Source organism: Paenibacillus alginolyticus DSM 5050 = NBRC 15375 (assembly GCF_000422905.1).
GTDB lineage: Bacteria > Bacillota > Bacilli > Paenibacillales > NBRC-103111 > Paenibacillus_E > Paenibacillus_E alginolyticus.
Map to the genome: position 1 here is coordinate 15,072 of NZ_AUGY01000073.1, position 22,153 is coordinate 37,224.

Annotated in this window: 20 protein-coding genes; 3 read left to right on the forward strand and 17 right to left on the reverse strand. The window is 43.1% G+C overall.

Annotated features, from left to right (window positions below; all coding sequences use genetic code 11):
- Positions 1 to 194 precede the first annotated feature (194 nt).
- Entirely contained in the window at positions 195 to 773 is a 579-nt protein-coding gene (locus G519_RS0127335) for a PadR family transcriptional regulator (RefSeq protein WP_029197404.1), read from the reverse strand.
- A gap of 13 nt (positions 774 to 786) precedes the next feature.
- Positions 787 to 2,313 (reverse strand): MDR family MFS transporter, encoded by a 1,527-nt coding sequence (locus G519_RS0127340; RefSeq protein WP_029197405.1) that lies wholly within the window; start codon positions 2,311 to 2,313, stop codon positions 787 to 789.
- Positions 2,314 to 2,565: 252 nt separating this feature from the next.
- On the opposite strand from G519_RS0127340, the gene G519_RS0127345 reads away from it, so the two are divergent.
- Both G519_RS0127345 and G519_RS0127350 read left to right on the forward strand, forming a co-directional pair.
- The gene (locus G519_RS0127345) at positions 2,566 to 3,468 is read left to right on the forward strand and encodes a LysR family transcriptional regulator (RefSeq protein WP_029197406.1); all 903 of its coding nucleotides are present in this window, start codon (positions 2,566 to 2,568) and stop codon (positions 3,466 to 3,468) included.
- Positions 3,469 to 3,523: 55 nt separating this feature from the next.
- Positions 3,524 to 4,330, forward strand: coding sequence for a histidinol-phosphatase (locus G519_RS0127350; protein WP_029197407.1), 807 nt, complete (start codon positions 3,524 to 3,526; stop codon positions 4,328 to 4,330).
- A 53-nt stretch (positions 4,331 to 4,383) separates the two neighbouring features.
- Here the strand turns inward: G519_RS0127350 and G519_RS47860 are convergent, their stop codons facing one another.
- The 3 genes from G519_RS47860 to G519_RS0127365 all read right to left on the reverse strand — a co-directional run bounded on the left by G519_RS47860 (position 4,384) and on the right by G519_RS0127365 (position 8,699).
- The gene (locus G519_RS47860; RefSeq protein ID WP_051253728.1) at positions 4,384 to 6,696 is read right to left on the reverse strand and encodes a bifunctional diguanylate cyclase/phosphodiesterase; all 2,313 of its coding nucleotides are present in this window, start codon (positions 6,694 to 6,696) and stop codon (positions 4,384 to 4,386) included.
- Between the two features lie 189 nt (positions 6,697 to 6,885).
- Complete coding sequence (locus tag G519_RS0127360) at positions 6,886 to 8,154, reverse strand: MFS transporter (RefSeq protein ID WP_029197408.1); 1,269 nt, start codon at positions 8,152 to 8,154, stop codon at positions 6,886 to 6,888.
- A 5-nt stretch (positions 8,155 to 8,159) separates the two neighbouring features.
- Positions 8,160 to 8,699, reverse strand: coding sequence for a GNAT family N-acetyltransferase (locus tag G519_RS0127365; RefSeq protein ID WP_029197409.1), 540 nt, complete (start codon positions 8,697 to 8,699; stop codon positions 8,160 to 8,162).
- Positions 8,700 to 8,799: 100 nt separating this feature from the next.
- Between G519_RS0127365 and G519_RS0127370 the strand changes: the two genes are divergently transcribed.
- Complete coding sequence (locus G519_RS0127370) at positions 8,800 to 9,852, forward strand: ParB/RepB/Spo0J family partition protein (RefSeq protein WP_029197410.1); 1,053 nt, start codon at positions 8,800 to 8,802, stop codon at positions 9,850 to 9,852.
- 4 nt (positions 9,853 to 9,856) lie between these two features.
- On the opposite strand, the gene G519_RS0127375 is transcribed toward G519_RS0127370, so the two are convergent.
- The 12 genes from G519_RS0127375 to G519_RS0127430 form a co-directional block, all read right to left on the reverse strand.
- Positions 9,857 to 10,369, reverse strand: a complete 513-nt coding sequence (locus G519_RS0127375) for a GNAT family N-acetyltransferase (protein WP_029197411.1) — start codon at positions 10,367 to 10,369, stop codon at positions 9,857 to 9,859.
- A 35-nt stretch (positions 10,370 to 10,404) separates the two neighbouring features.
- Positions 10,405 to 11,025 carry a phosphotransferase enzyme family protein gene (locus G519_RS48500; RefSeq protein ID WP_051253730.1) on the reverse strand — a complete coding sequence of 207 codons (621 nt, stop codon included), beginning with the start codon at positions 11,023 to 11,025 and terminating at the stop codon, positions 10,405 to 10,407.
- Positions 11,026 to 11,036: 11 nt separating this feature from the next.
- Positions 11,037 to 11,390, reverse strand: coding sequence for an aminoglycoside phosphotransferase/kinase family protein (locus tag G519_RS49310; protein ID WP_051253731.1), 354 nt, complete (start codon positions 11,388 to 11,390; stop codon positions 11,037 to 11,039).
- A 1-nt stretch (position 11,391) separates the two neighbouring features.
- Entirely contained in the window at positions 11,392 to 12,897 is a 1,506-nt protein-coding gene (locus tag G519_RS0127385; protein WP_029197412.1) for an amidase family protein, read from the reverse strand.
- A gap of 205 nt (positions 12,898 to 13,102) precedes the next feature.
- Complete coding sequence (locus G519_RS0127390; RefSeq protein WP_029197413.1) at positions 13,103 to 13,846, reverse strand: phytanoyl-CoA dioxygenase family protein; 744 nt, start codon at positions 13,844 to 13,846, stop codon at positions 13,103 to 13,105.
- 135 nt (positions 13,847 to 13,981) lie between these two features.
- Positions 13,982 to 17,233 (reverse strand): response regulator, encoded by a 3,252-nt coding sequence (locus G519_RS47875; RefSeq protein ID WP_051253732.1) that lies wholly within the window; start codon positions 17,231 to 17,233, stop codon positions 13,982 to 13,984.
- A gap of 31 nt (positions 17,234 to 17,264) precedes the next feature.
- Positions 17,265 to 17,975, reverse strand: a complete 711-nt coding sequence (locus G519_RS0127400; protein ID WP_029197414.1) for a response regulator transcription factor — start codon at positions 17,973 to 17,975, stop codon at positions 17,265 to 17,267.
- Between the two features lie 146 nt (positions 17,976 to 18,121).
- Positions 18,122 to 18,361, reverse strand: a complete 240-nt coding sequence (locus G519_RS0127405) for an EAL domain-containing protein (RefSeq protein WP_244280237.1) — start codon at positions 18,359 to 18,361, stop codon at positions 18,122 to 18,124.
- On the reverse strand, positions 18,342 to 20,063 hold the full coding sequence (locus G519_RS0127410) for a diguanylate cyclase domain-containing protein (RefSeq protein ID WP_084160361.1): 1,722 nt from the start codon (positions 20,061 to 20,063) through the stop codon (positions 18,342 to 18,344). Before G519_RS0127410 ends, G519_RS0127405 begins: the two co-directional genes overlap by 20 nt.
- Positions 20,064 to 20,173: 110 nt before the next feature.
- Positions 20,174 to 20,578 carry a hypothetical protein gene (locus G519_RS0127415; protein ID WP_029197417.1) on the reverse strand — a complete coding sequence of 135 codons (405 nt, stop codon included), beginning with the start codon at positions 20,576 to 20,578 and terminating at the stop codon, positions 20,174 to 20,176.
- Positions 20,579 to 20,984: 406 nt separating this feature from the next.
- The gene (locus tag G519_RS0127425; protein WP_029197418.1) at positions 20,985 to 21,479 is read right to left on the reverse strand and encodes a CYTH domain-containing protein; all 495 of its coding nucleotides are present in this window, start codon (positions 21,477 to 21,479) and stop codon (positions 20,985 to 20,987) included.
- A gap of 120 nt (positions 21,480 to 21,599) precedes the next feature.
- Entirely contained in the window at positions 21,600 to 22,145 is a 546-nt protein-coding gene (locus G519_RS0127430; RefSeq protein ID WP_029197419.1) for a GNAT family N-acetyltransferase, read from the reverse strand.
- Between the last annotated feature and the right edge of the window lie 8 nt (positions 22,146 to 22,153).

Here is a 22,153-nt window from a genome sequence, read left to right on the forward strand (position 1 = left end):
AAAGCTGTTTTTCATAGCTAAATTACGATGAGCGGGAGAAGCAGCTACTTTAAACGGATGTTTTATATCGCTACCGTGGTGGGATTGCGCTGTATGCACGACATCTAACCAATTCTCGTAGAGCAACTGTTGTTGTTCTCTCATTCAAATAAAAAGCCGCAACTGCACTCAACAAGAGCAGTTGCGGCTTTCTTCTATTCGATACGGTCCCAGTCAACTTCCGGCGGGGAGTTCTTCTCTTGCAAGCGGCCCTCTCTTGCATCCTTCTGCAGCTGCTCCAGCCATTTCAGTTCACTAAATGCACGCTTGTAGGTGCCCACCATCATTTGTAGGACAACTCTTGGAACAATGGAGATGTGTTCTTCATACAAGCTTTTCATCTTATTCATAACCATTTTTTGGGCCAAAATCTTATTCTCAAGAATGTGGGCAATCTTCGCCTGATCCCCATGTACGGAAAATGGCAGAGCGACATAAAGCGGATGATAGTGCCTGATTTCTTCATGCAATTGTTCTACTAACAGTTCTTGAAATTTTAATTTCCCGGCTGCGGTAATCTGATAGATCGTTTTCTCCGGACGGTTCGTATCCCGTACAACCTCATGTGCTTCTACGAGTCCATCCTTGTGGAGTTGATCCATCGCATAATACAGCGAGCCGTCTTGCAGCTTCATGTAGTTGTTCATGCCTCTTTCTTTCATCGTCTGCCGAATTTCATAGGTATGCCGATTGGCTTCCATGAGCAGTCCGAGAATGACGAGCTTCATTGACATGGATGTTAACCTCCTAGTGTCCTACCGGTACGCTTTCTTTGACTGGAGCACTTCCTACTTCAAGCTTAGCGTTACCCATGAAGAAGATGAACACAAGACCGATTACAGCCAGAACAATGGTCGTCTGGAAAACAACCGCAATGGAATCCGCCAATGCTGTTAAAAGCTTGTGTAAAACTTCAGCGGGAATGTTTGCACGGACCTGTGGCTGAAGCAGAATTCGCGCATCATGAAACTTTTCAGCCATCGCTGGATCCTGAAGGGATTTTGTAATGTTATCTCTAAGCGAGTTAACTTGAATGCTGCCAAATACCGCTACTCCGATTGCCGAACCTACGGAACGGAAGAAACCAACAAGTGAAGTCACGGTGCCTCTGCGGCGAAAATCTATTTTATGTAGCGCAGACATTGATGTTATCGGGAAGCAAGCGCCAATCCCCAGTCCAAGAAGAATCATATAGGTTGTTATTAGCCAACGTTTGGAGTCGATGGAGAGTCCGCCTAAGAGCGAAGTTGCCAGCAGCAGCAAGGCTATGGAAACAAGCATGACATTGCGATAAGAGAATTTACCGATGAAGCGCCCGCCGAGCGCACTGCTGACAACAACACCAAGCATCATTGGGGTTAAAGTGGAGCCTGCACTTGTAGCTGAGCCTTCAAATACACCTTGAATGAATAAAGGGATGTATGTACCGGCTGAGATCAAAACCGCACCATAAGCGAAGCTGACTCCCATGCTGGCGGTAAATAGGCGATTTTTGAACAAATCCAGCGGGATAATCGGTTCTGCAGCATATTTCTCAATCATAATAAATGTACCTAAGAGAACAGCAAAACCTGCAAACAACCCGATGATTTGTAAGGAATCCCAAGCATATTCTTTGCCGCCAAGCTCCAATGCGAACATGAGGGAAATAATCGATGCTGTCAGGAAAATAGTACCGCCCCAATCAATTTTCGCTTTACTGTGTTCCACGGACTCGTGATAAGAGAAAATGATTAGTATTAAGGATACAATGCCAAGGGGCAGATTGATAAAGAAAATCCATTCCCAAGTCACATGATCGGTAAAATAGGCACCAATGATCGGCCCCAGTACACTGGATAGTCCGAATACAGCCCCGAACAGCCCTTGCATTTTACCCCGTTTCTCTGGCGGGAAAATATCAAAAATGATCGCGAACGTAATCGGCATAAGGGCACCGCCCCCAATACCTTGAATGGCGCGGTAGATGATGAGCTCGGTCATCGATCCTGCCGTTCCACACAAGGCTGAGCCAATCATAAATACGATGATACCGATAATAAAAAATAGTTTTCGGCCATACATATCGGATAGTTTACCGAAAATAGGCATAGCAGCCACATTCGCAATTAAATACGCAGAAAAAACCCAAACGAATTGACTGAAACCGCCTAGTTTGGACACGATTGTCGGCATTGCTGTTGATACAATGGTCTGATCCAGTGATGCAAGTAAGAGTCCCAACATCAACGCCACAACGGTCCACGTTGTATTTGACTTACGGGTTAACGACATAAGGTGAGTCTCCTTCATAGTTTGATTATATACATAAATTATTATAATCAAATTTGAGTAATTAGCAACGAAAATCAGTTGAATTTGTCTGAGTTTCCTTGCTAGAATGTGCTTGGTTGTCCAACTTTATCCTGACTGGTTGCCGATTCAGGTATTCCTATCATATAATGGGGTTACAAAAGGTTTTTATGTCCTTTACAATTTCGATAAATTTTATTTGTATCTTTACTATGATAAGCAGGAGGTATGCTCATGAATATGAACCAGTTAGAAACATTGCTCACCATATCCAAAACAATGAGCTTTCGCAAAGCTGGCGAAATTCTTAACTTGACCCAACCTGCCGTTTCCGCACAAATAAAGAGCCTTGAAGACGAATTCGGCACAATTCTCATTGATCGCAATCAACCTGTTACTTTAACCGATAGTGGTAAGCTGTTCCTGGAGCATGCAGAAAAAATGCTGCGGATCGCCAGTGATCTCAAACAGCGATTGTCCGACTTACATCATACACCGCAAGGTCACATCCACATTGGCACGACCACGTCGATTGCCATGCAGATTTTGCCTAGGGTCCTGTCCTATTTCCAAGACCAATTCCCACTGATCAAGACGACCATTCACTCGATGACCTCTTCCCAAATCATGGCTTCCGTGGAAAATAGTCAAATTGACATTGGGATTACGTATTTGTTTGAAAAAAATCAAGCCTTAGAAACTTCTGTGCTTTATTATGATACGTTCGAGCTGATTGTTTCCACGCAGCATCCACTTAGCCGATTTGCCCATTTATCCATTGAAAAACTGCGCAACATTCCGTTCATTATGCTTTCTCCAGAAACAGCGGGACGACGATTCGTCGATCAAATCTTCAAGGCCTATGATGTCTCCCCACATATTGTGATGGAGCTTTCCAGCAGCGAGGAAGTGAAGCGCATGGTGGAGTTAAATCTCGGAGTTGCTATTATCTCCAAGCTTTCAGTTGCAGATGAACTGCGACATGGCACCTTGAAAATGGTCAAAGTGAACGAATTGGATATTACGCATCCTGTAGGTGTAGTATATAAGTCAGGACGCTACTTAAATTCCGCGATGCAGCAGTTCCTGCGCGATCTAAAAGGAATGCCAGAAACCCAGTTTCTCGGCTCAGAATAAGATTTGCCGCTTACGATGCCAGTTTTGCTAAAGCTCTCTGAGGAGGTTATTTTCTATGAAATTCGACCTACATACCCATCATGACCGATGTGGACACGCCAAGGATAAAATTCGCGATTATATCGAAGCTGCTATTGCCGGCGGATTGCAAGTCATCGGGATTTCGGACCATTCCCCTTATTTTGCGAGTCCAGAAGATCAGGCACAACCTTTAATTGCTATGGCTAAGAGCGAATTCCCCCGTTACATCGAGGAAGTTCTGCATCTAAAAAAAGAATATGAAGGAAAAATTGATGTGCTGCTAGGTGTTGAGTCCGATTATTTCCCTGAGCACGTTGAGGTATACCGTCAAGAATACGCGAAATATCCATTCGATTACATCATTGGTTCTGTTCATTTATCTGGCGGGGTCAGCATTTTCAATCGCAACAGGTGGAAACATTTAAATGAAGAGCAGAAAATTCAGCATAAAGAAGAGTATTATGACCTTATTGCGGAATCCGCACGTTCCGGCATGTTCCATATTCTTGGCCATATCGATGCCATGAAAGGCTTCTATCCAGCCTTTTCTGATATCTCCACACCTAAGGTTAACGAAACGTTGAAGATCATCGGAGAAGCTGGTGTAGCGATTGAAATCAATACTTCTGGAAAGACGAAGGACGTAGGCGGCTGGTACCCTTCTCATGAAATACTGGAGCAAGCGCTGCATTATGGCGTTGAAGTGACCTTCGGCTCTGATGCTCATCTGCCTAGCCGTGTTGCTGATGATTGGGAAGAAGTCCGCAAAACGTTAAAAGAGATCGGCTTCAAACATTGGGTCTATTTCAAAAATAAACAAAAACAAATCGTTCAACTCTAAAACAGAAAAAATCTCCTTCGCTGCCTTCAGCGGAGGAGATTTTTGTTTGTTCTTTATTGAATATGGCCAGCTGGATTTGATTCAAGAAAGGCAAGCTTATTCTGTAAACATTCCTGCAACATTGGCAGCACTTGCTCGGCAGTCATAGGCCGGTAGAAGTAATAGCCTTGAATTTGGCTGCAGCCATTAGCGACTAAGAAACCCGCCTGTTCTTCCGTTTCAACACCTTCCGCAATAATTTGCAGTTGAAACGAATTGGCTACGGAAATAATCGCTTTGATCATCGCACGGTCCTTGTCATCCGTTTGTACGCCGCGGACAAAGGATTGATCCAATTTGATCTTAGTGACGGGAAACCTTTTTAAATAACTTAGAGAGGAGTAATGCGTACCGAAATCGTCGACGGATATCGCAATGCCCAGCCCGCGAAGCTTGCTAAGTGCGTCCAGCTGTTCATCCTGCATGGCGAAATTTTCGGTTATTTCCATTTCCAAATACTTAGCTTCCAAGCCTGTTTCCTCTAAAATTCGTTTCACTTTATCAACAAAACGTTCATCATTCAGCTGTTTGACCGATAGATTGACAGAAATAGCTAAAGGTTCAACCGTCGTGCTGTGCCAAGCCTTCATCTGCTTGCAAGCACCTCTCAACACCCATTCGCCAATGCTAGCAATGGTACCTATCTCTTCTGCAAGTGGAATGAAGTCAGCTGGAGAAATATAACCTTTGGTCGTATGATTCCAACGCAAAAGTGCTTCAACGCCAATAATTTTACCTAATAAACAATCTACCTGCGGTTGATACACAATTTCGAGTTCATTCCGGTCAAGCGACTGACGCAGATGATTTCCCATCTCCAGCTTTGATAATGAATTCATTGCCATCTGCTGATTAAAGAAGCTGTATGAGCTGCCGCTCTCTTTTTTGGCTATGTACATGGCAATATCGGCATTCTTAAGCAATGCCTCCCAAGTCACGCCCCCATAAGGATACTGCACGATACCAATACTGGCACTAATGAAAAAAGAGCGATTCAATAACAAACAAGGCGGTTTTAGGATATCTATTAATTGTTCACAGAAGACCTGAATCTCCTTCTCATTTGGACAATCTTCTAGCAGAATGGCAAACTCGTCTCCGCCAAATCTAGCAAATGTATGGTAGGAAAGGTTCGATTGCCCAATACGATTAGCAACCTCCTGCAGCATCAGATCACCCATATGATGACCATGCGAGTCATTGACCATCTTGAAGTTATCTAGATCAAAGAAAAGCATAGCAAGAGATGTACGATTAATTTCATTGTGAACAATTTGTTCTTTTAAAATCATTTGAAAATGGGCTCGATTATGTATTCCCGTCAAAACATCATGATAAGCCATGTAGGATAGCATTTGTTCGGATTCCAGCAAGCGTTTGGTTGAATCGTGCAGTTCCTGTTGTCCTGCCAAAAGCTCTTCATTCGCAGCAGTCAAATCCTCATTTGCAAACTGCAGCTCTTGTGTTCGCTCATTTACGGCTCGGCGTAACTTATCCCGCTGTCTAAGAATATACAGGATAAAAATGAGACCGATTAGCAGTACAAGCATAAAAGAGATGCGTATTAATATGATTTGCCTGTTAATACTCTGTACAGCACTCGCCTGCGGTTGCGCAGCAAGCTCCCATTTGGTATCCGTTTGTTCAATGGTAGCTATCATTGGATTTTCTTGAAAAATAGAGTCGTCACCATAGAACGCAGGTTCTCCAGGATTTCGGATGGAAATCTGTAAATCCTCTGTATCTCTATTCTTAATTCCTGCTTCGACAAGCAGTTGATCCAGATTTACACCCACAGATACGAAGCCCCAAAAAACGCCATCTTGATAGATTGGCTTTCGAGCGACTATACCATTAATGCCTTGCAGTAATTGAAATGGGCCGTCCATTGTCATTTTTTTAGTTTGCAACGCTCTTGAAATTTGCTTTTGAACATTCGCACGGGGATCCTTCATCAAATCCCAATTATATATACTTTCGTTGCCCTGCAGCGGATAAACGAACTTCATAACTCCATTAGGTGCAATAATTAAATTAAACGTTGATCCCTGAGCACCAAGATAAAGAGAAGCAATGTATTCCATGACTTCTTTATCATCTTTGTTTTGCAAGTAATTCGCATTCACATAAGCTTCCAGGCTTACCATCATATTAAAATTACGATCAATAACGGATTGTAAAGCCAAAGCTCTTGAGGATAATTGGGTGTGCTCCGTAATTTCAAGCTCATGGAGTAAGGAGTCCTTATACTTAGTAAGAACAAACTCTGACGATGAAACTAATATGACGAAAATTAGAGCTATTATCGTGTATTGAATCTTTCTCATGCTACTCTACTCCTAATGTCATATGATAGTTTTATGTCACAATTCGACATCATCACCCTCTATTATTTCATCTCTAAACCTTCCGATGCAATCTTTTTATTGAATTTAGTTTTAATTTACCAAAATAGATGTTGAAATAAATAAGAAGGACCTAGCCTAGATTGGCTGAGTCCTTCATGTTGTCTGATTTTACAACGCTTTAGCCGCAATTCCTGTACGTCGAATTCGTACGGCCATGATGGCAGCAATCATACATACGAAGCCCGCCATAAGAAATGGCAGCGAATAACTGCCTAACAAATCTCTTAGCAGACCTGCTTCATAGGCAGCAAAGGATGCTCCCAGCTGGTGCGCTACTACAACCCAACCAAAGACCATGCCTGCCTTCTCTTTGCCGAAAATATCCGATGCGATCTTCACGGTTGGCGGAACGGTTGCAATCCAATCCAAGCCGTAGAAAACGGCAAAAATAAGAAGCTCCGTATAGCCTAAACCAAGCGCTTCCGGCAGAAAAATCAGTGATATTCCGCGAAGCCCATAGTACCAAAACAGCAGCCAACGCCCGTCAAATCGATCGGTCAACCAACCGGACATCGTCGTCCCGACCAGATCAAAGATCCCCATGAGCGCCAACAATCCCGCTGCGGTTACTTCAGGAATGCCAAAATCCCCGCAGGCCGGAATCAGATGCGTACCAATTAACCCATTCGTGGAGAATCCGCAGAAAAAGAACGTCCCAGCAAGCAGCCAGAATGCCTTGTTCTTACTGGCATCTCGCAGCGTAAGCAGAGGGGTCATAAATAGGTTGCCTTTGAATTCGGCAGGCTTGATGACTTGATCAGATCCATAGGGAGCAGCACCGATGTCATAAGGATGATTGCGCATCCAGATCGCTACCACAGGGATTAACACCGCAATCACAGCGATCGCTGTATAAATGGCATAGCGCCAACCGACGTCCACCGTTATTTTAGCGAGAAGCGGCAGAAACAGCAGTTGTCCTGTAGCCGCGCTGGCTGTCAGAATGCCAACCACTACGCCTTTGTTCTGAATAAACCATCGATTCGCGATCGTTACACCGAGCACGTTGGCAAGCGAACCCGTTCCAAGCCCCACCACGACCCCCCAAAGCAAATCAAACTGCCACAAAGCCGTGATCATAGGCGTCAGCGAAAGGCTGGCCGCGATGCAAATCAGGGAGATCAGCACCACCCGACGGGTACCAAAACGCTCCATCAATGCAGCCGAGAAAGGCCCCATCAGACCATACAAGAAAATATTAATGGAGACAACAGAGGATACATCCGCGCGGCCCCAACCGAACTCTTTTTCAAATGGAAGCATGAAGATGCTAGGCACCGAGCGTATACCCGCAGATACAATCAAGGTGAAGAAAGTTACCAGGACAACAATCCAGCCGTAGTGCAGTTTGGTACGTCGTTTTGTTAAAGTTTCCACGCTATTTACTCCCATTCATTTGCCAAAATCCCATAAACCTCATGATCGTGAAAGGTGTTATAACTGCACTCAGCCTGTCTAATTGTTCCTTCATGCTTGAATTTCAACCTCACCGGGATTGCGCGGCTCTTGAAGTTATCTGTTCGAGCTCTGATTTCGATCCTGTTTAATTTCAACTCTTTCAAGGAGTAATTCACTATACATTTACAAGAATCCGTCATGATGCCTTTCCCTTGATACCCCTCTGCAAGCCAGTATCCAATTGACGTTTTCATATTTACCCAATCTATTTCGTGTAGACTAATACAACCTACGATCTCATTTTGATAAAAGATGCCGCAATAAATGCCCTTGTTCTTTGCAAATCGGCTAAGTTCCGATTCTATGAAAACCCTTGTGTCTTCTACTTTTGTTGTTTGTTCAACCCATGGAAACCATTTCGCTAAATAGGCACAATTCTGATTGACCAATTGGAATAGGGCATCTGCATGCCTGACTTCTAAAAGCTTTAATTCGAGTTCATCACTTATTTGACAGGTAAACATGATTGACCTCCGATCTCTAGTACCATGAATGGCATTACCACGATTTTGTTTCTTGTTATATAATAATCCAAGGACAACCTGAACGAATGGAGAAATGAATATGGATATACATGAAATTCCCATGCATTTAATTGACGAGGATACGGATCAGCCCCGATATCAATTCGATGAAGAGGCGCTCCAAGAATTAATGAAAAGCATCGAGGAGATTGGCTTACTCTCTCCGATTAAAGTGAGAACAACGGCTGACAATCGATACAAAATTATTTACGGGAACCGGAGATACAAAGCTAGCAAAATGCTGGGACGCCCTACTATGTCCTGTATCGTATCGACCGTAACGGATGAGTTGGAGATTTATTTAGAACAGATTGCAGAGAATCTGACGAGGGAAGGCTTTTCCCCCATTGAGGAAGCCGAGGCCTTCCATAAACTTATGAATGATTCCAAATTCAGTTCTTCTATTAAATACCTTTCTAGTAAACTTGGCAAGCCGGAAACTTACATCAAAAACAAATGTGATTTGTTAAAGTTTGGTAATTCAATCAAAAAACTGATCGTAAGCGGCACAGAAATTCGAAAAGACAAGTTGACCGAGGATCAGCTGCTGCCTATCAAAGATTTACCGATTGAGCACCGCGATTCGCTAGCTTTGATTATTGCCAGAGATGAAATGCCTGTCAGTGATGTCAAAAAGATTGCTCGCATGTTCAAAGATAAAGATATTTCGGAAAGCACCAAAGGGAAGCTTCTCTATAAAACAGGTCATGAGCTGGTCGAAACTTGGTCCGTCTTCCAAAACAACCGAGCAGAACGGGCTAAGCCTGCGGCTGCAAAAGCTCCGACAAAAGTGGAGAAAGCGGAGAAATCTAAGGAAATAGTCTCGGAAAATAAAACAGAAACACCCATACAAAGCGGGCTATCTGCAGCTTCAACTAGTACAACAAGTAGCCCAACATCTAGCCCAATTCAAACCAAACTACTGCAAATGCTTAACGTAATTCCTGCACCTAGTGATTTTCAAGTTGATGCTTTTGACGTCGATGTGCATGATAAGGAACAATTTCTGAATGATCTCAATTCCTTAGTTGGTCATTTGGAAAAGCATTTGGATGCATGGAAAAAGGTTAGAGAACTTGCTGTTTCCCAATAACTTACTAGTCTAGTACTTCAAGCTTCTTCGCATAGCAATGTCTTAGAAGACCGCCATACATCGGGCGGGTGAATTGAAGTGAGAAGCCTGCTGCTTCTAAGTTTTGCCGACTGATCGCATTGTCAGGATGTACGGTTGCGTAGAGGTGTAACATACCTTGCTCCCGCGCGCGCTGTTCCCTCAAGGCATGAAAATGCCGCTGCAGCCCTTGTCCTCTGACTGATTCATGGACAATGGATCCTTCCAGAGAAGCAACTCTTGGTAGATCATCTTCCGGCACTCCAAGCTCACGTCCGAGATTATTGGCACTTAGACCGGGAAATGCGATAACCGTATAAGCAACAAGCTTTTCACCTTGAAAAGTGCCATACATCTCTCCCTTGTCTTGGACATATTCGTATAGTGCCTCCAAGCGGTCCATCGAATAAAGCGCATCAGAAGGAAGACGTGACACCACGTCCATCATTAGTGCTTGCACTTGTGGTATATCTTGTTGCCATAATCGCCTTATTTCCAAGGTGTAATCCTCCTTAAGCGGTGCTGATCAGTAGGTCACCATGGGTTGCTGAAACCAAGCCTCATTTCGTCCCTCATTGTCATGAGCTTTAATCTCAATCCTGCATACCATGGTGGCGTATTTGATAGATCACTATCCTCCAAAGCTGTTAGGATTCTTGAAAAGCTATAGAGTTTAGAGAACCGTAGGAACTTTGGAAAGTGTTCTATCATTTGCTTGTCTAATGGAAATATCGTCGTGTAGCCTCTCAAAAAGCATTCTACCTGACGGCTGGAATCCCTCTCCTTATTATCCAATACGTCAGCAAGAGCTGCAACAATATCCATTGCATACCAATGATACATAGCATCATCAAAATCAATAATATGAAATTGCGACGTACTTGTATGCCAGAAAATGTTATCCTGTTGAAAATCATAATGAATGAGACCATACTCATGCTTGGATTGCTTTAAAGAATAAAGCCAAATCCTCAGGTTATCTAGCTCCAGCAAGGCTTCTTTTTCATGTGAATGACGTTCTATTACCACTGCAATATGATCCAGTCCATCTCGCCAATCCTTACGCTTTATTTCTTTAGCAGGTTCATATACCTGTGAGCATGTATGTAAGCTGCCGAGTGATTTCCCCCACGACTCCATCTGCGAATCGTTCATTTGATCACAATCTAAACTTTCCCCTTCCGCGTCACTGAACACAACACCAATATATAACCCTTCACTTGTGTTACTCTTTCAACTAGCTTACCCTCGCTAGAACGTATAGGTACAATTGTAGGATAATGGGATAAGGCTAAGTAGTTTATGAAATCAAGCTCAGCTTCTACTTGCTCCTGGGACTGTTCTCCTTCAAAAGAGAACCTCAAAAAGAATTTCTTACCTTTATTTTCAAATCGATATACGAAGTTGGAGCTTGCTCGCCAAACTTTTAATGTTCCATCCTCATGTTCCCATAACCGCATGAATGCCTTAGCCACATGATCGTCGGTTAATCCAACAACCATCGTTCTTAGATTCATCATTTTATTCTACCTCTATTTTCGCAGCAGTTGCTAACTCGGGTTGAATGCGATGTTTCGTAGCCTGCTCAAACCCATAAGCAATTTTTATCAAAGCGGGTTCGCTAAATGCCGTTCCTACAAAGGTGATCCCTTGTGGTCCCTTCGTTATGTACCCGCCTGGTGCGATAATCCCCGACGCCGCATACCCTTCAGGGACAGTAATGGATGGGTAACCGGCTTTTGCCGCAAGATCTGCCCCATCCTCGGCTCCTAGGAATAGGAGTGCATCCAGTTGATGCTCCTCTAATGCATGATCGATCCCCAGCTCACGCGACATCTCTTTATCCCTCTTTTTGCTGTCTAAATAGGCTTGTTCCGTTAGTGTCCCGCTTGTTTCCTCTGACCAGATTAAGGTTCCTTGCCCATATTTCAATGCTTGATCTGCATGTGCTTCATTGTAGGCAATAACGTCTGCCAATGAATGGACGGGTACCTCACCTGACAATTTGGATAAATAATCATTCAAGTCTTTCTTAAATTCATACCTCATGACATTGCCATCCCATTGCGTCTGTTCGCACGGGAGCTCTACCGGATCAACGATTGTAGCACCCTTTTGTTTCAAAACGGCGATAGCCGCCTCTACAATATCAAGCCGAGCCTTGTCTAATTGTTGATAATAAAATCTCGGGATCCCTATTCTAGCTTGCTGCAAATAATTGGCATCTAAGAATGGCGTGTAGTCTTGGAAAGAACGCCCTTTACTCGCTAATGTCTCAACATCACGCTCATCTATCTTGGTTAAAGCGCCGAGCAAAATCGCTGCATCACTAACTGTTCTTGCTATAGGCCCCGCTGTGTCCTGACTATGAGCGATTGGGATAATGCCCGTTCGGCTAACTAGTCCAATCGTTGGTTTAATGCCGACTAGACTATTCTGGCTGGAAGGGCTGATGATAGAGCCCGATGTTTCCGTTCCAATTGCCGCTGCTGCTAAATTCGCTGCCGTAGCTGCTGCTGAGCCAGAGCTTGAACCGCCAACGAATAATTCGCCAAGGCCGTAAGGATTTAAGGTGAGACCACCTCTTGAGCTATAACCGGCCCAAATATCACCTGACATGTAGCCCGCCCATTCGGTCATATTTGTTTTACCCAGCAGCACAGCCCCTGCCGCTCGAAGCTGTGCCGCCACGAAGGAGTCGGCTGCTGCGAAGGATTCCGCTAATGCGATGGAACCCGCACTTGTATGCATCCGATCGTGTGTATCGATATTATCCTTCAACAGAATAGGAATACCATGCAGGAGACCACGACTGCCCTTCACCTTTCGTTCTTCATCTAAATCTTTAGCTATGTCTATAGCATCTGGATTTATTTCTAAAATGGTATTTAATACGGAGTCGTACTTTTCTATTCGGGTTAAATATATAAGAACCAATTGTTCCGAAGTAACCTTCCCCGTAGTCATTGCTTGCTGCATACTTGCAATATCTGCTTCTATGATCCATTTCTCTAACCCAGTTTCCATTCGTCGATCTCCTTCTGTTTTCAGTCCTATTAACACTTTTCTCTGTAGCGTATGAAGTTCCTTTATTTGTAAGTTGGGGAGTTTAATTATAGTTATTTTTGATTGATATGTGTATGCGTAAATAAAATAAGCTAACCCTTTCCAGCCTTGGCTGAAAAAAGAGTTAGCTTTCTTGTTATCAACGTTCCTATCAGCCACAAGGTCATTAGTACAACGGAAATTTTTCTCTCAAATCTTCCCTCTGAGTAACAAACGAATCCTCTCGAATGTAGTGGCATACATAGGAACGTCGCCAACGGTCCTTGCTTCGATTCTTATTGGACGAATGGATAAGCAGCTCACTAAAGAAGAGGATATCTCCTTTCTCCATCTCGACTGGGATTTGCTTGCTAAGGTCTGCGCCTTCTGTCTCGTCCGTCCATGATTCGTGCTCTTCAATATTTTTCACTGCGCCATGAGGCAGCAGTCCAAGCTTATGTGTGCCAGGGATGACCCAGAGACAGCCGTTTTCGATATCGACGACTTCTTCCAAAGCGATCCAAGCAGCTATCATCGTCATGGGGTCATTTTTGATATAGTAATAATCCTGATGCGAGGCCTGTCCCGGTGAACCTGGTTCCTTGTAGAAGTACATGCTTTGCACACAGTTTGCCTCTCTGCCCATTAATTGAGCCAGCACACCTCGGATGATGGGAAGCTTCATCATTTGGCGAGAAAAGCTGTCATGCTTGTGCGGATTAAACAATCGCAGGGAGAACTTCTTGCTTTCTTCACAGGCAGCCCACTTGGGTATTTCCGCTTGGTTTCGAATATCATAGATGTGTCCATTAAAGGCATCAATGAGATCGCTGCTGCAGCCTTTCTTAATAAGCAAATACCCGTCTCTTTCAAATTGGCCATACTGCTCTTCCGTGATAGGTGACATAAGATCTGGTTTCTTAACAAACATGGCAGCTAATCCCCTCTCCTGTTTGAGAAAGTAATACGTCTTTCCTTACCTTCATCATACGGTCAAGGTCCTCTTTCAAACAATGGCTGAAATTATCAAGTTTGTATCTGAAATTGATCTAGTCAATTCCATTCACTAAGAAGCTTCATCGGGGATAAATGCGGTAATTCGCTTTATTTCCTCCGCCACTTCGATAAGTTGATCATGGAATTCATCTTTTTGCATGATGGCAAGTTCCAAATAACTTGCTGCTTCATGTAACCGATTAGCGGAAATACTTCCGGCAACACCGATAAGTGTATGGATAGCCCTTTTGACAGCCTTCCAATCCTCTTCAAGAATACTCAGCATTAGCTGCTCGACAAAAGTTGTATAATTTCTCTTGAACAACTGAAGCATGACGATTAGAATACTTTCTTTTCCTTCTAGACGGGCAAGTGCAGCTTGCCAATCTATCGCTTCAATTTGCTTATAAAAATCGTTTACTTTCGTCTGACTAGCTTCTATTGAAGTAGGTAGTTCTATCCATTTATTAATCACACTAAAGAGACGTTTGATATCAAAAGGCTTACTAATGACGTCATTCATGCCGTAACGAATATAATCTTCATGATCCTGCTTAACCACGTTGGCCGTCAGTCCGATGATGGGGATATTCATATAGTTGGGGATCTGCCGAATGTGCGCTGTCGCTTCAACGCCGTCCATGATCGGCATGTGAATATCCATCAAAATCAAATCGTATTCGTCGTCGATTGTCAGTTTTTCAATAGCTTCCTGGCCATTTTCCGCGATCGTGATCTCAAATTCATGCTCCTTTAGAAACTCCATGGCCACCTGCTGATTAATTTCATTATCCTCCACGAGAAGGATCCGCCCTTTCTTGCTAACACTTGCGGAAATAGCTTGCAAAGACTTGCCTCTTCTTGGAGTTTGATTGTGCGGGTTAAACAAGGATTCCAATGTTTGATAGAGCTCCAAACGGCAAATCGGTTTAACCATGACAGCATCTGGTCTCTCATTTATCGAAAGTTTCAACATTTCTTCTTTGCCAAGCGGGGAAGTTAAGCATACAGCAAGCGTTTGATCTCTTTGGATCGACTCGATAAATGTCTGCCATGTATCTATGCCATACATATCTTCAATTTCCATATCAAGCAGGATACAATCGTACTTGTCGTCATCGGATCCCAACGTCTTCAAATGTTCAAACATAGCTTTCCAGGAAGGCACCTCCGAAACAATTAAGGCGAATGACTCCAAAGTGTCCCGTAAGCTGCTGCGCATCAGGGGATGATCTTCGACCAGCAAAACTTGATACGTCGTATGCTCTTTGGTTAAATCCCATTCATCTGGATCAGCGAGTTCTATGATTTGAAAAGGGAGTGTAAATGTAAATCTGCTACCTTTACCCACTTCGCTTTCAGCTGCTAAAGACCCACCCATAAGTCCAATCAAATGTTGGCTGATCGTAAGCCCCAATCCAGTTCCCCCATATTCACGACTTGTAGATCCATCTGCCTGAGAAAAGGGATCAAAAATAAAGGCTAACCGATCTGGAGATATGCCTATACCACTATCCTCTACGGTAAAGCTAAGCATTATTTCTTCTTTGGACGTATGTGGTTCCAACTCAATTTGGAGCATCACATAGCCCTCTGAAGTAAATTTGATCGCATTGCTGCAAAGATTAAGCAGTACTTGCTTCAGTCTCAGCGGATCTCCGAGAATATGGTTGGGCAATTCAGCTGCTGTATTAAAAATAAGCTCGATCTGGCGACTATTAGATAAGACACTTAGTATACTGGCGAGATCCTTGAGAAGCTCATCTAACTGAAAGCCGGTACGTTCTACTTCGAGTTTTCCCGCTTCTACTTTGGAAAGGTCAAGAACATCATTAATAATGCCAAGCAGTGTATGGGATGAAGATTTTATTTTATGTAGATAATCCTTTTGATGGTCGGAGAGCGAGGTTTTCCCGAGAAGTTGAGAAAGGCCAATGATACCGTTCAAGGGAGTTCTAATTTCATGACTCATTTTGGCTATAAATTGACTTTTGGCTTGGTTCGCTTGATCGGCCGCATGCCGCATGGTGACCTCTGTGAAATCATGTATGGTACCGACAATACCATCGATTTCGCCACTCGCATCATGGTAGACCGAAAGCGTGATACAATAATCTCTTCGAGCACCCTCCGAGGACGGAAGACTCATTTCAAACCGTACGTTACCGCCATTCAGGATGACTTCCTGGAAATGGGAATCCCAATGAATTTGCTCGGCCTCCGGGAGAAACTTGGTTATTTTTTGGCCCAACATGTCCGAAGTTGACGCATGAGTCATCAGGGAAACAATTTGATTAACAGAGGTAATCTCGCCTTCCTTCGTGAACCCAAGAATTCCTTCCTGTGAATTCTCGACAAGGATACGATAACGCGCTTCACTCTCCTGAATACGCCGCTCTGCTGCTATTCTCTCTGTAATATCTGTCTTAGAGCCGATGATCTCGACCACCTGCTCGCCTTCAAATACAGGCTGCAAGTTTGTAAAGGCGATCTTCCCCTTTATTTGATCCTCATAAGCAACTTTGTTCCCTTTCCATGCTTCTTCGAATTTCGCAATGATAAACGTTGTGAATTCGGTAGTAAAACCTTTGATGGATTGGATATTTTTATCTATTAAATCTTGCGGATGCAGTCCAAGATTTCGTAACAACTGGCCATCAATCATGGAATATATAAATTGATTATGAATTTTTTTTAGTTTAAATGTGATGCCGGGCTGCAGCCGAAGAATATCCAATAACTCTTGTTGGATATGACTTACCTGACTCCTTAGCTCCTCTGCCCGTAAGAAATAGCGGATTAACGCTGCTGCGAATAAGCCGCCTCCCAAATGCAGAAGTAAAGCTGGAATGACTAGCCTGGCAAAAGGAATATGATAAATAAGCACCATATCAACGAACAAGACGCTGATAGGACACATAATGAATAAAGTCCATTTCCTCCAATAACTGTGGATGTAATGATTGGTTAGCGCGGTTACCGCAAATATGAGCAGTCCTAGTGTTGAGATTCGAAAGAAAACAGAAGGATCTATCAGCGTCCTGCCAATAATCATAATCATTGTGGCAATAAAACCAGAAATTCCGCCACCAATGAATGTAGCCATCAGAATGGCAATCGCTTTTAAATCCAATATATGTCTTTCAGTAACATGTACGCCAAGAAAAGTTAGAATGACACCATAGATCCCATGCATCAAACCAGCGATTAGGCGATATTTCCATCTCGGTGTGGCTTTAAATCGAGGTGAATAGAAAATCTCGATAGACAAGAAGATAAAAACAGCCAATATCGAGAAATTGTTCAGTAGATCTTTGAGCACTTCTATTCACCTCATCGCTTAATTACACACCTTAAATAGCTGAAAGATATACAAATTTATAACCGACACCCCAGACGGTTTTAATATACTGAGGCTCCTTTGGATTCTGCTCTATTTTTCGACGGAGATTCGTTATATGTACATCAATGGCGCGGTCATTCACGATTTCACCCATCCGATATAAAGTATCTATGAGCTCATCGCGTCTAAACACTCTGCCTGGATAGTGAATAAAACGTTTCATAATTTCAAATTCCGAGTTTGTGATATCAATTTTTTGATCTTTGATCACAATCAACCTGCGCTCTACATCCAGTGTAAAGTCAGGATATTGTGACTCTGACTCTGTGCCTTCCGAACCACCGGCAGCAGAAACCTGTATGTCCGCCATGCGAAGCGAGGCTTTGATCCGTGCTTTTAACTCCTGCATGCTAAACGGCTTACACAGATAGTCATCAGCCCCAATATTAAAGGCCTCCACCTTCTCCTTAATGTTTGTTTTCGTGGATATCACAATAATAGGAACCGAGCTTAGTTCTCTAATGGCCCCGCATAGCTCTAACCCCTCATAATCTGGCAACACGAGATCCAATAGAATCACATCAGGCTGAAACTGAACGATTTCCCGCAATCCATCATGTCCATTTACCGCTTGTTTCACTTCAAATTGATCTTCCGAAAGATACATGCTTATCATTTGTCCTATAATGACGTCGTCTTCGATAATAAGCACCTTAATCACTAAAATCCCTCCTTTATACCTAATTTGTTTCTATCATCTATTATAATATGTCGAATTATGGCAGGTCCACACTATTTTTTACCAAAAATATGAAATACAAAAACGCCACTGATCCGATAATCGCTATCATGGCGTTAGGATGATTCTTATGTATTCGCAATTCGATTGCACGCAAATCTATCGAAAATCTCGGGTACTTCAATGGCTTCTACCGGGCGGCTAAATAAATACCCCTGTACGGTGTCACAATTGAATTCCTGCAGAATCTTTAAATCGTCTTCGTTCTCTACCCCTTCTGCAATCACAACTAACTTTAGGTTACGTGCTAGCGCAATGATCGTATTTACAATGGCTGCATTGGTAGGATTAACTGAGATATCCTTCACAAAGGATTGATCGATTTTCAAATGATGGATCGGGAATTCTTTCAAATAGCTGAGCGGGAAAACCCAACTCCTGCCAGCTCTTATTCTGGCCGCAGGCTTCTCTAAGAACCCATTTTCCAATCGGATAAATTAATCCCGTTTCCTCTGCGATAGGAATAAACTCTAGTGGCGATACGCGCCCCAGTTCAGGGCTTTCCCACCGAATTAAACTTTCAAACCCGATGATCTGATTCTCTAATAGATTGACCTGCGGTTGGTACACAAGAATAAACTCATTTTTCTCCAATGCCTTTCGCAAATGCTTTTCTATCTTAATTCTACGTTCTATTTTCGCATAAATTTGTGAATTGAAATATTGAACTCGATTCCCGCCTAGCTCCTTGGCGTATTCCATAGCAATATCTGCAAAGCGAATCAGATTATCAGGGTCCATATCATCTTGCGGATACTGGCTAATCCCGATCGAGGGAGACATATAAATTTCATGATCTTGGATACGAATGGGCTGATTAATACTTTGAACAATGGTATGAGCGAACGCTTCAAGTTCAGCTAACGAATGGTGCTTAACCAAACCAATAAATTCATCGCTTCCTACTCTGAAAACAGAAACATCTTTGATCATGGTGCTATTTTTCAATCTGCGTGCCATAACTTGAAGAATTCTGTCCCCTGTATCATGAACTAAGATTTCGTTGGCCAGTTTGAAGTGATCCAAATTCACGAATACAACAGCAAAACGTTCCTGCTGCGCAATGGCGTCTTCGATCCATTTACTTAATCCATGTCGATTCGGAAGGCCTGTCAGAGGGTCATGATGGATTAAATAGCGGATACGTTCCTCCATGCTTCGTGACTCCGTAATATCTACAGTCAACGAAATGACTTCCGTAATGACACCATCTCGCCTAATCGGACGAAGAACGGTTAAGTAATAATAACCATGCCATTCTGTTTCGAAGTCAATCACTTCTTCATTGTCCCATGCCGCTTGATAATAGGGTGCCATGAAATTGGCCTTATCTTTCGGAAAGATCGTAAACAAATCCTTGCCTACTGCATTTCTCTCCTTAATACCAAGCCGATCAAATAGGGAGCCCTGCCACGTTGTATAGATAAATTTATGATTTTCTTGATGAAATTTAACGAGAAGTCCATTCTGTTGTTTTATTTGATCCTGCAGCTCATCGTGAAAATGGAGCATATCCTCTTCCATTTTAAGTAGGAATGTAAGCATTTCCAAGTGGATTTTGATCGACTGCTCCTTCCCCAGCATACTCGTCTCATTCCGTAGGAACAGCTTCTTCCTCATCGCGGTTTTACACCGTAACAGAAATTCTTCTTCTATCAGAGCATTCTGAGTTCTTTGGAATAGTGTCTCTTTTTGAAAAAAATCCATAGCCCCTAGCTCCAGAGCTTGCAAAGCAACATTTGAACATTCTTCCGTGCAGCTGCTCAGCATAATAACCGGAACGGGATGGAAGGTCATAATTTGACGCAAAGCAGCTAGTCCATCGAGCTCGGGCATTTCTACATCCAATGTTACAAGGTCTGGCTGAAGCTCTACAATTTTATCCAGCGCATTGGCACCATTAACCGCAAATCCTACCACTGTAAATTGTTCATCTTGTTCAAAAAGAGTCGCAATCCTATTTCTCATTACGATGGAGTCATCAACGATTAACACCCGGTATTTCCTCATACTTATCACCTAAATTCTTATGAATTCGTCTTTGTCACCAGTAAAACACGAGAATAGCTTGATGATGGTTGTACGGAGATACGCGATAGATGATTTCTGCATAATACCAGTTAAGTGACACGCATCTGAATCGCAGAGAAAACAAGATCAATCATTTCCCCTCGTGCTTGATTGACATAACCTAATGTTGTCTGCTGCAGGCTTTCTATAGAAACACATGAGGATAACAGAATCTTATCCGAGAACAAATATAAGGACAGTTCATACGAAGACGAAGCGTTTTTGACTACTTCACTAATATTCGTCTTTTTGTATCTTTCAGGAAGCTCAATCGCATACACTAAGTACAAGGGTTCACTCGGAAACTGAGTCATTTGAAAAAATTCTTTAAAATAAGACTTCGCATTCGTATTCCAACGAAATCCAAATCTATAATGACGATCCTCTTCCCAATTAGGCTCAAACTGAGAAATTAATTCGAGAAACTGCTGGCGGTAATAATGTATCAGGTTCATTGGTGGCCTCCCTCGCAATTCCTGAAAATGTTAGCTATCATTTCTGTACATCCATCATACTTTGTAATTGTTGTTAAACATCTATTTTAAATCTTAGCTAAACATTATTTTTCCTAATAGTTCGCTAACGAATCTAACACTTTAACTCTTCTGAAAAAAGCGAAAAGACCAAGCGCTGACCGCACTTGGGTCATAAACTCAGCCTTTATCTTATAGTTGTTACATATTCTGTCAGACATGTTTGCTGTTCATGGCAATCGTTACAGCGAGCGCCGCTAGATAAAAGGCTAGAGGCGATTTCCTGCGCCTTACAAGTCCTTTTTTCACGTCATATCCCTCCTTACAATTGGAAATATCTTGATGAAAATTATTAACCAATTGTAAGGAAATCGAAACAAAACTTCGTTTATCGTGTCGTCTGCAGTTTGACCCACATTGACTTATTTCGGAATTCTTCCTCCGATCCTAACTCTCTCCCAAACCAAGAAGGTACTACAAAGAGCCGCGCAGCTTCAACATCTGGGAACTCAACTTCAACAACCAGGAGGTCTACTTGTTTATATTCATCAATTTCAAAATGGAGCCCCCGTACATCAACCGTGGTGCGAATCTTCTCCAATGGAATTAACCCCGTACGTTCAAGCAACTGCTTATAGATAGGCTCCGATATGTTATATTCAATCTCTTCCCGAACCAAGCCATGCCCCGATTTGAACGTATGTGTAAAATGCGACAATCCAGAACTATCCACCAGCTGGCGCACTCTGATTTCTTGATCCGCCGAGAAGGCCAAATATGTTTGATAGATGTACTGCTTTGAAACTAGCGTTATCTCATTATTGTCCAGTTCGGCCGCAGGGAACGCGGGTAATAGGAACTTTCTTTCGATTTCGGCACTCATTGGTGTGGCCCCTCTCTAAACTAATCATGGCTCATCACCATTTTACCACGCTATGATGAAAAAAACTTCCAAAAATGAGCTCCCCCCTCTCATCGCCGAAGGGGCTGGGTCTCTATTTGATTAGCGAGTGTCGCTTTCCAATATAGCAAACATGACATGGTCCCGCCAAACGCCTTGAATCTTCACATTTTCCCTAGCTAAGCCCTCTTGACGGAAACCAACCTTCTCCAACACCCGAATAGATCCAGTGTTATGCGGCATAGCCCCAGCTTCGATCCGATGAAGTCCCGCCTCTCCGAAAGCGTAATCCAACACAAGGTGGATGGCCTCTGTCATATAACCTTTGCCATTGTATGCTGCATCCAAGCAATAACCTAGCGTCGCTTTCTGCAGCGGTCCGCGAATGATTTCGAAAAGGGAGGCATCCCCTATGAGCTCATCGGTGCCTTTAAGGAAGATACCGAATGAATGACGTCTTCCCTCTTTATCCGCCTGCTGCCAGAGCTCAATGCTGCTGGTTTGGTGATCCAGCGTGTAGAACGATTCCAACCGAGTTGGCACCACTTGTTCAAACAACTGTCGGTTGCGCAGCATCAACGCCAGCAAAGCTTCCGAGTCGCCCATTTCAAAGGAGCGAATGTACAACCGTTCTCCTGTGCGAATCATTTTGTCAT